Origin of the sequence: Ensifer sp. CCNWLY38, assembly GCF_037120565.1 — a bacterium.
Classification (GTDB): domain Bacteria; phylum Pseudomonadota; class Alphaproteobacteria; order Rhizobiales; family Rhizobiaceae; genus Ensifer; species Ensifer adhaerens_H.
The window spans coordinates 1-9,715 of record NZ_JBBBBO010000033.1 but is presented as its reverse complement, the minus strand read 5'-3'; the positions used below and the strand labels follow the sequence as shown (position 1 = coordinate 9,715).

The following is a 9,715-nucleotide window of genomic DNA, read 5'->3' as shown; positions in this document are numbered from 1 at the left end:
GCCCAAAGATCCGAGATCGGACTCGGATCGAGGGCAAGGGCCCGTGGCTCGCAGCGGCAAAATTCTGACGTGTTAGAGCTTGAAACCGGCGACGGTCCAGCCGTAGATGGCGCCGCCTGTGAAGTCGAACGCTCAGATGGAGGGCCCTGGATTCTACCCGTTTCGGATCTGGGGCCTTTTCTTTCGTCGCCCAGTGGCTTCAATTCCCGATGAGGGGCTTTAGTCGCCTCATCTCGTGCTGATCCTTGTCTCGGGTCTATATGAGCGTATGGTGAACAACGGATCGCCAGCCGCAGAACTGCCGAATGCGGCTATCGTGAGGGCGATCCGAAGGCCTGACTGAGCCTCTGTTCGTGAATGGCAGAGGCTCCGCTGTAGGGGCCGATGTGTTCTTTGATCTCATGGCTGGATGCCGTGTAGGAATCTCTCCGGCCGCCTCATGGCAGTTTTGCGGATACTCGCAATGGTTTTTCCTTCGCGTGCGCTTCGAAGTTCATTGTGCCGGCGAACGCTGTTGGCGTCGTTCAGTCAGTTCGCCCGTTCGAGCTACAATGGCAGCCAGCCAAGGCTCAACCGTCTTCATCACTTACTTGATTGACCAGTCTATCAGGGCGTCGTCCTGCTCGTCCGCTGTCATTTCGCGGATTTCCCAGTCACCTTTGCGCCAGCGTCGCCAGTGGAACTTCCCGTCCCTGCTGGCTTGATGCCATGCGGTCCAGCCAAGTACTCCCATCACAAGGTCCTGAACAGTGCTCCGCATCGCAGCCACGATTTAGGCTTCAGCAATAATGATGTCGTCGCGGATCAGCCTCGCCAGCTCGTCTTCGTCGGTCACGCCGAATTCATATCAGCCGATCAGGGATTTGGCAGTTCGACCACCTTCCTGACTATCGGCGCGATGACCGCGCTCGTCGCACCAGTCTCGCAAGATCCGGCGAAGCACGACAATCGTTTCTGAGGTCACCGCCAATTTTGGCCAATCCGTCTTCCACATTGCCACCGCCCCCTCTGAACAACGAACCCTATGCGGACTCTGGCCGGACTCACAAGTTGTGAAATCAAGAGTTTTCTAATGCTGGGCCACGGCCCGAAGATACTGCTATTCACCACCCCTCAATGCGCTTGAACCTCCGCACCTGTACGGAGGTCCAAGCCAAGCGCGCGAATGAAAATGGCGGAATTGCGCGGCAATAAAACCAGCACGAGCTCATCTTTAACGTGTGCTTTTCTGTAGCGCAATTTCAAGTATATGATTGCAATTGCTCGTCTCGAAATCAATAAGATTTTATGAACAGTAACTAATCAATTGGGGCTACTCTGGATTGCCGCGTGGATCAGGCGTCCGCCGGCTACGCCGTTGAGAGGCAACCGGGAAGAGTTCGAGAAGGTGGTGAGGCCCGAGGCAACGGCGGTCGTCGGAGCGAACTGCCCAAATGGGCGGCGAAATCCAGTAGGCGTAAGTCTCACTCAAGCAGAATGGAATATAACCCCTCAATCATTAGGGGTTCAGGCGATGACATACGTGTTTGAAGTGGTCGACGAAGCGGGTGCGGTTCGCAACTACGTCGCCAAGTTCATGCGTCGGGATGCGGACAAGTTGGTCGTAGAATACCGCGGGCTTCAGATGCGGTTCGCAATCTCGCATATCCGCGACTGGTGCGCCGTAGAATAAGGCAGCATCGCTCCGTTCTGAAGGAACCGCCAGGAGTCTAAAATAATGCCGAGTCGAGGAAGGATTATAGGTCTCATAGCGGGGAGTGACGTTCACATTGACGGACTGAGTATACCTCCGGGGTTCTACTCGGCGACGGTGAGAACATCTCGTTCCTGCCAGCACCGGAAGAAAGTCCCGGATACCACCTATGAGCTCCATCTGAACGCCCGCGACCTTAAAGCGGTCAGCGGGTTCATCGGAGATGCGCGCGGCGCGAGCATGGATGCGACAACAGCCGTCCAAAAGGGATACTTCATCATCGCCTAATGCGACCTCGCAATACTCGGTCAATGCGGATGTTTCCGATCACATCAGACACGTTATCAGTCGGAGACAGTCGCTCTCTTGCTTCCGGTGTCGAGGGCCTTGTGAGGGGCCTGCATGATACGGTCAGTGCGCGAAGCCTCGTGCGGGTCCAGGATTTCGGTGAGACACGCGCGCCAGCCTCAAAACGCCTGCCAGTCTTCAACGATCGCCGTGCTCCCTCTGGTTCGCCCAACTAAGCGCATGGTGGCCGGGGGATTCGATGTGGCAGCGGTTTGCATTTGGGAACCCAGCCCGAGTTCAAAGCCCGATACCAACTGCGAAAGCTTCGCGCTTTCTTGTGCGAGGCCAGCACCGGCCGCGTTCATCTCCTCGACCATCGCCGCGTTCTGCTGGGTTGCCTGGTCCATGTGATTGACCGCCGAACTCACCTGCGACAGACCAGCAGACTGTTCCTGCGCGGCGGAAGCGATCGCGTCCATATGTGAAGCAACCGAGCCGACCAATTGCATAATTGCGCTAAGCCCATCACCAGTGTCACCCACTAGTCTCACACCATCGCTGACTGCCGCAGCCGAGTTGGCAATCAGTGTCTTGATCTCCTGAGCGGCGACTGCCGACCGTTGAGCAAGTTCACGCACTTCCTGGGCAACAACCGCGAAACCCTTGCCAGCATCGCCGGCCCGTGCTGCTTCGATGCCGGCGTTCAGCGCCAACAGATTGGTTTGAAAGGCGATATCGTCGATCACACCGATGATCTGGTTGATCTGTCGCGATGCGGTTTCAATCCGTTCCATGGCAGCGACAGCGTGGCGAACTACTTCGCCGGATTTGTCGGCGCGAAGGCGGACCGTTTGCACGACGTCACGCGCTTCGGCTGCGCGCCGGGATGTGGTATGTACATTGGAGGTAATCTCCTCAAGCGCAGCAGCCGTTTCTTCAAGTGAGGCCGCCTGTTGTTCGGTTCGTCTTGCAAGGTCGTCCGAGGCGCCGGAGATTTCCTGCGAACCTCCCTCGACAGTTGCGACGGCCGCTCCAACGCCACGCAGGGCGCTGCGAAGGTGTGAGATGGAGCCATTGAAGTCGTTGCGCAGGGCCTCGAATTGCTGCGCAAGCGGAGATTTGATCTCGCAAACCATGTCGCCAGTAGCAAGTTTGCGAAGGCTGCCTGCAAGCGCGGCAGTTGCCTGGTTCAAACGAGCCTCGGCTTCTTCATCCGCTATGCGCTGCACCTCAACGCGTTCGACCTCCATACGATGACGGTTCTCCGCGGCGTCTGCTTCGAGCTCTCGGTTTCGAATTGCGGCCTGACGAAACACCTCGACTGCATCGGCCATCTGGCCGATCTCATCCCCGCGTCTATCGTTGGCCTCGCGAAGCTCAAGATCCCCCGCTGCAAGCCGGCCCATCGACTCCACCATGTTCTTCAACGGTTTGATGATGCTCGTGACCATCTTAAAGCAGAAGAAAACGATGGCGGTGGTAACAGCGATGAAGGTGGCCACAAGGACAATGAGGGAGCGCATCGCACTATCGGCATGCTCGGCGGCAACCGTCGAGATCCCTCGCAACGTCTCGTCCTCGAGTGCCTTCATCGCCTCGATCCGGCTCGTCGCGGTCGCAAACCAGGTGGTGCTGTTCAGGCCAGCTAGACCAGTTCCTTGTCCCTTACCGATAATGACGGATCGCATCGCAACCAGATCTTCAAGCGCGGAATTGTCCAGCGCCCTAGCGTAATTTGAACGGTCTACTGGGTTCTGCATAAAGAGGTAGGATTGAAGCAGTGCCGATTGGGCGCCGCCTGACTGAGCAAACCCCAGAAAACGTGACTCGTCGACCTTGCCGGCGGTGATGAAGCCATTGCCGGTAGCGCGCTCCTGCCCGGCAAGTTCCTTCGCCTGCAGGAGTTGATTGAAGCCAATGAGACGCGAGGTGATGTCCGAGCCTACGTTTTGCGACGTGACCACCCGGGCAAGGTTCGCCAATCCGCCGATGATATTTGTATAGAACTGAAAACTGTCGGCACCAGATGCCGTGAATTGGTCGACAGATAGCCGAAATGTTGCAACATTTCTGAGGTTGGTTTCCAGCTGCCTTGATTGCTCCCGAAACCCCTCCGTCGCAAACTGATTTTCGAGCAGCACGAGCTGCTTATACCCGGAAAGCACGTTGTCTGTTTGACTACGTGCGGCAGCCAATTCAGATTGGTTTGTTCTCCCCTTCGAGCCTAGAAAACCTGCGCTGAGCCCACGCTCGATCTGCAACCGGTGAATAATGTTGCCGATCTCGCCGACCTGGGCACTGGCGACTTCGATCTCTTGCATATGGAGATAAGTCTGCCATTTGTCCGAGATCTGTAGATAGAGCAGGCCGCCAAGTGCAATCAGTGGAAGGAGCACGGCAGCCCAAAGGCGCGATGCAATCGAAAGATCAGTCGTCTTCATAGGAACTCCAGCTTGAATTCAGACGCTGAGCTGCAGCGTATGAATTTCGGCCAAAATAAGAAAGGACGATTGACGACTTATTAATTCCGCTCAGATCAGCGATTTTTATTTAGATTGACGATAGTCAATATTCAATGAGTCTGTTTATTGCTCATTTTATACACAAAATGCCGTCCTTTTTGGCTGTGCGTGGGCGGCTTTTGCGGATCTGGCGATTAAACAAGTTTCATGATCGTCGCCTTGTCGTGAAACCAATTCAAAATTGAACCGGAGAGAACGGCAGATAGGCAGCAAGGCTGATTGCTGACAGTGCGACGGTTATCGCAGCGGGTTGCCTCTTAACAGTCGAGCTGGCAAGTACGCCGGCCAGCACGATCAAAAATCCAAACCATGGCGTGTTGCCTGCGAAAGCCAGCCCCAAGGCCGACAAGCTGATGGCGGTGGCTGCGGTGGTAAGCGGCGCGGCCGCCAGCGCGGCGCTCGACGCTAAGCTAAACATGCACGCGAAGCGGTTCCAACTGAGGCTGATCGCCAGAATGAGTAGTACCGGGGAAATCACATCCAATTCCATCAGTGAAACCCGACTGCCCGAGCCGGGCTCCCAGTGACATCACCGGCATCGAGGGCCTCATTTCCGCAGGCTGCCAAAGCTCCACCCACGGCGATCAGGACGGGACTTTCGTAGCCGATCTTCTCCATGCCGCTCGCAAGGTTCGCGAGATTGCCATACCAATTCCGCTGAGTAGCGCGACTGACGTCGCTGACCACGATCACTCTGGTGGAAGGCTGCAAGCCCTCGCTGATCAGGCGCTCAGAAATGAGCGGTGCGGTCCTGCCGCCCATGTAGAACACGGTTGTCGTACGGGGATCGGCGACAGTCGCCCAATCGATGTCGGCGGGTAGTCCGCCATGACGGGAATGGCCGGTGATGAAGCGCACCGATTGGGCGTGGTCGCGGTGGGTTAGCGATATGCCAAGGCACGAAGCCATGGCGCTTGCAGCCGTGATGCCGGGAATAACGTCGACGGGAATGTTCTCTCGATTAAGGTGGGTGATCTCTTCGCCGGCGCGCCCGAAGATCATCGGGTCGCCTGATTTGAGGCGAACAACGCGCTTGCCAGCCTTGGCGAAAGCCAACATTGTCGCGTTGATGTCCTCCTGTTTGCAGCTTTCGCGGCCGCCCCGTTTTCCGACCAGCATGCGTTTGGCCTCGCGGCGGGCAAGTTCAAGCACCTCGCCTGAGACAAGATCATCAAACAGGATCACATCGGCAGCTTGAAGGGCGCGGACCGCTTTTAACGTCAGTAACTCGGCGTCGCCCGGACCGGCGCCCACGAGTGTGACGCGGCCGGCATTGCCCGCATTGCTGCGGATTCGATCTGCATCTGCGATGAGGCCACGCATCGTATCCACATCCGGCTCGCCAGCGCCGAAGGCGCGATCAACGAAACGTTCCCAGAAGTTTCGACGTTGAACCGAGGTGAGGGTGTCCGTCACATAGGTACGGGCGGCCTGGGCGAGTTGAGCCCAGGATTTGAGGGACTGCGGAAGGAGCGTTTCAATCCGCCGGCGGATGGCTTGGCCGAGGATGGGAGCGGCGCCATCGGTCGAGATGCCGATCACCACAGGTGAACGGTTGACGATAGAGCCGAACTTGAATTGGCAGAATGCCGGTTTGTCGATGACGTTGACGGGAATTCCGGCGGCTGCCGCGCGATCGTGAAAGCCGCGCGCTTCTTCTTCAGTCTCGCAGTCGCCGACAGCCAAGGCAAAGCTCTTGAAATATGCCGTCTGCCAAGGCGCATCGTGGTGGACAAACTGGTCAAGATTCTCCTCGAAGACGTCGGAAAGCTCGTCGGCAGGGCAGAAGACATGTACCTCCGCGCCGGCGGCCGCCAGCAGTTCAGCCTTCCACGCTGCACCATCGCTCCCACCGGCGACCAGAACGGATTTTCCCTTGAGATCAAAGAACACCGGTAGCGAAGCGAGCGTAGCGATACGCTCCTGTCGATCACTCTGCGGCTTGACTGAGGCAACCATCGATAACCCCTTTGATTTCGACGCGGCAGGAGCCGCAATTGGTTCCGGCATTGAGTTGCTTGCCGACCGCTTCGACCGTGTGACAGCCGCCCGCGACTGCGCCCACGATCTGATTGACGCCGACCGAGAAGCAGGAGCAAACGGTTGCTCCGGGGTCCATCTGATTTGCTCCCGGCCGACCGGCAAGAACCGCTACGCGTGCCCGCATCGTCTCAAGTCGCAGACCGAGTTGCTTCACGGCCCAGTCGCGCGACACGCCGACAGGTTCCGGTGCGGCGTAAAAGGCGAGCAGCAACCGCTCTCCGTCAAAGAAGCCGTGACGCTGCTGCTGCGTCGGGCCGTCTGCATAAGCGAGATGTTCGCCGCGATCCCAAAGGCCAAAGGTCCCGCGGCACCACGCCTCGATATCGTCGAGCGGCTTGTCGAAGCCAAATTCGACACGCCAGCCGGCTTCCGCCTTGGCGATTGCCCAATAGGGCGCATCCAGTCGCTCGGGGCGTGAGGCAACAACCGCGAAACCGTAGAACGCGATGTCAGCGGGGCTGACCTTGACGCCAATATTTTTCAGTGCGGGCTGGCCAGAAACGGGGTCTGTGCGTGGCGCGAGCAAGGCATCCACGCGCGCATTGGCCGCATATTCGTCATTCCAATGCATCGGCACGAACACACTGCCACGCGGTTGCCGCTCCGTGATCAGTGCTCGAAGCACAACGGAACCGAAGGCATTCTCCAGCTTCACCAATCCAGCCTTGGGGATCACGAGTTCGGCGGCATCGGCCGGGTTGATTTCGACAAAGGGTTCTGCGAGATGCGACGAGAGGCGCGCTGCCTTGCCGGTACGGGTCATGGTGTGCCACTGGTCGCGGATGCGCCCGGTATTGAGAATGAAGGGCGTGTCGTTGCTGGTACGCTCCTCGCGCTCGGAGTTCACGGCAATGAATCTCGCCTTGCGGTCGGGCGTGTAGAACGCACCATCGGCAAAGAAGCGCGTGGCGCCCTCGGGCGTGCCTGCGCGATGTGGCCATTGGAACGGTGTCATTGCTTCGAAGGCATCAGCTGAGATCCCCGCTTTCGCGCCGATGTCGAAGTCACGGGCGCCGTCGTTTTCGAGGCCTGAAAGAGCAGCATGCTCGACGAAGATTTCGACCGGACTTCTGTAATCGAAGCCGTTAAAGCCCATGCGCTTGGCGACCTCCGCCATCTGCCACCAGTCCGGTCTTGCTTCGCCGGGCAGCTGCAGAAAATTTCGCTGGCGGGAAATGCGCCGCTCGGAGTTGGTGACAGTTCCGTCCTTCTCACCCCAACCGGCTGCAGGTAGCAGCACATGGGCGAGGGCGGCGGTATCGGTGTTCTTTTGGATGTCGGAAACAACCACGAAGGGGCAGTTGCGGATGGCTTCTCGCACCCGGTTGGCATCCGGCATCGAGACGACCGGATTGGTGGCCATGATCCAGAGGGCCTTGATGCGTCCATCGGCAACGGCCTCGAACATTTCGACCGCCTTGAGGCCGGGTCTTGCCGCGATCGTCGGCGATATCCAGAAACGCTGGACGCGATCGCGCGCGGCCTCGTCCTCTATGTTCATGTGGGCGGCGAGCGTGTTGGCGAGACCGCCCACCTCGCGGCCACCCATCGCATTGGGCTGACCGGTCAGCGAGAAGGGGCCTAAACCGGGTCGGCCAATGCGCCCGGTTGCCAGATGGCAGTTGATGATCGCATTGACCTTGTCGCTGCCGATCGAAGACTGGTTGACGCCCTGGCTGTAGCACGTGACGACCTTTTCCGTCGTTTCAAACAGACGGTAAAAGGCTCGCAGTTCGGCGATCGATAGACCTGTTTCCTCCGAGATATCCGACAGGTTCCGGGTTCGCGCGGCTTCAAGCGCATCGTGGAAGCCAATCGTATGGGCGGATACATAGTCTTGATCGAACGCCAACGATCCGGCGAGATGCGCAAGCAATCCGTTGAAGAGGGCAACGTCGCCGTCGCTCTTGATCATCAGGTGCATGTCCGCGAGATCGGCACTGACGGAGCGGCGAGGATCGATGGTGACGATCTTTGAGTCCGGTCGGCTTTGTCTTGCCGCCTGAATGCGCTGGTTGAGGACCGGATGACACCAGGCGAGGTTCGAACCAACAAGGACGATCAGATCGGCGAGTTCCAGATCCTCATAGCAGCCGGGAACCGTGTCCGCGCCGAAGGCGCGGCGATGGCCGGCGACGGAGGAGGCCATGCAGAGCCGGGAATTGGTGTCGATGTTGGCCGAGCCGATGAAGCCTTTCATCAGCTTGTTGGCGACATAGTAGTCCTCGGTCAGGCATTGGCCCGAGACATAAAAGGCGACCGAGTCCGGCCCGTGCTCGGCGATCGTGTCACGGAATTTCGAGGCCACAAGATCGAGCGCCTCATCCCACTCCGCGCGCCTTCCATGGATCTCCGGGTGGAGCGCCCTTCCGTCCAACGAAAGGGTTTCAGCGAGTGCTGAACCTTTGGAGCAGAGCCGACCAAAGTTGGCGGGATGATCCGGGTCACCCTTGACGCTGACGGTGCCGGTGTCGTCGGTTCTGGCAATGACGCCGCACCCGACGCCGCAATAGGGGCAGGTGGTCTTGGTTTCACTGGACATGGGCGACCTCGGTCATGCAGCCATAGTTTCGTGGCTTACCCCCGCCTGCTTGCTTTGCCGGTAACTCCCCCTCAAGAGGAGAAATCGGGAACTCGCCGTGCCACTGGTCTCCATCCACTGAGCAAAGGCGATAGACGCCTTTCTTGCTCAAACGGGCACCGGCATACTCAAACCGATCTCCATCCTTGAGGGGGAGATATCGTGGAGCGGCAGAAGGAAGTACTTCGTGCTCCATGACTATTCCGCCGCAATCAACAGGCTTTTGAGGGCGATGAACAGCGCGCCGCCGTCGTTGCGCACCGGGACCGTTCGCACTGCGCCGTCGTCGGCGCCGAGCGCCTTGCCGGTTTCGAGCGAGATCACCCAATTGTGCAAGGGGCAGGTTACGGCCGTGCCGTGCACGATGCCCTGCGACAACGGTCCGCCCTTGTGCGGGCAGTGATCCTCGATGGCGAAGACCTCGTTTTCGGCGGTGCGGAACACGGCGATCTTGCCCTGTGGTGTCTTCACGCAGCGTGCGCCCCTCAGCGGAATGTCGGAGATGTCGCCAATTGAGATCCAGTTGATATCCATCCCCTCACTCCGCTGCTTGAGAAAAACCGACCGTCGCCATCGGCCGGAACTCGT

General features: G+C 58.6%; 7 protein-coding genes. 2 read left to right on the top strand and 5 right to left on the bottom strand.

Annotation, left to right across the window (positions count from 1 at the left end; all coding sequences use genetic code 11):
• Window positions 1-676: 676 nt before the first annotated feature.
• Entirely contained in the window at window positions 677-958 is a 282-nt protein-coding gene (locus V7S54_RS33130; protein ID WP_336410014.1) for a hypothetical protein, read from the top strand.
• Window positions 959-1,513: 555 nt separating this feature from the next.
• On the top strand, window positions 1,514-1,672 hold the full coding sequence (locus V7S54_RS33125; RefSeq protein ID WP_336410013.1) for a hypothetical protein: 159 nt from the start codon (window positions 1,514-1,516) through the stop codon (window positions 1,670-1,672).
• A gap of 488 nt (window positions 1,673-2,160) precedes the next feature.
• Here V7S54_RS33125 and V7S54_RS33120 read toward each other — a convergent pair whose 3' ends face one another.
• The 5 genes from V7S54_RS33120 to nirD form a co-directional block, all read right to left on the bottom strand.
• Window positions 2,161-4,422 carry a methyl-accepting chemotaxis protein gene (locus V7S54_RS33120; protein WP_336410012.1) on the bottom strand — a complete coding sequence of 754 codons (2,262 nt, stop codon included), beginning with the start codon at window positions 4,420-4,422 and terminating at the stop codon, window positions 2,161-2,163.
• Between the two features lie 256 nt (window positions 4,423-4,678).
• Window positions 4,679-4,993 carry a hypothetical protein gene (locus V7S54_RS33115; protein ID WP_336410011.1) on the bottom strand — a complete coding sequence of 105 codons (315 nt, stop codon included), beginning with the start codon at window positions 4,991-4,993 and terminating at the stop codon, window positions 4,679-4,681.
• On the bottom strand, window positions 4,993-6,462 hold the full coding sequence (gene cysG / locus V7S54_RS33110) for a siroheme synthase CysG (RefSeq protein WP_336410010.1): 1,470 nt from the start codon (window positions 6,460-6,462) through the stop codon (window positions 4,993-4,995). The genes V7S54_RS33115 and cysG overlap by 1 nt, the downstream gene beginning before the upstream one ends.
• Window positions 6,434-9,088 (bottom strand): nitrate reductase, encoded by a 2,655-nt coding sequence (locus tag V7S54_RS33105; protein WP_336410009.1) that lies wholly within the window; start codon window positions 9,086-9,088, stop codon window positions 6,434-6,436. Before V7S54_RS33105 ends, cysG begins: the two co-directional genes overlap by 29 nt.
• Before the next feature lie 237 nt (window positions 9,089-9,325).
• Window positions 9,326-9,661 (bottom strand): nitrite reductase small subunit NirD, encoded by a 336-nt coding sequence (nirD, locus tag V7S54_RS33100; protein WP_336410008.1) that lies wholly within the window; start codon window positions 9,659-9,661, stop codon window positions 9,326-9,328.
• Between the last annotated feature and the right edge of the window lie 54 nt (window positions 9,662-9,715).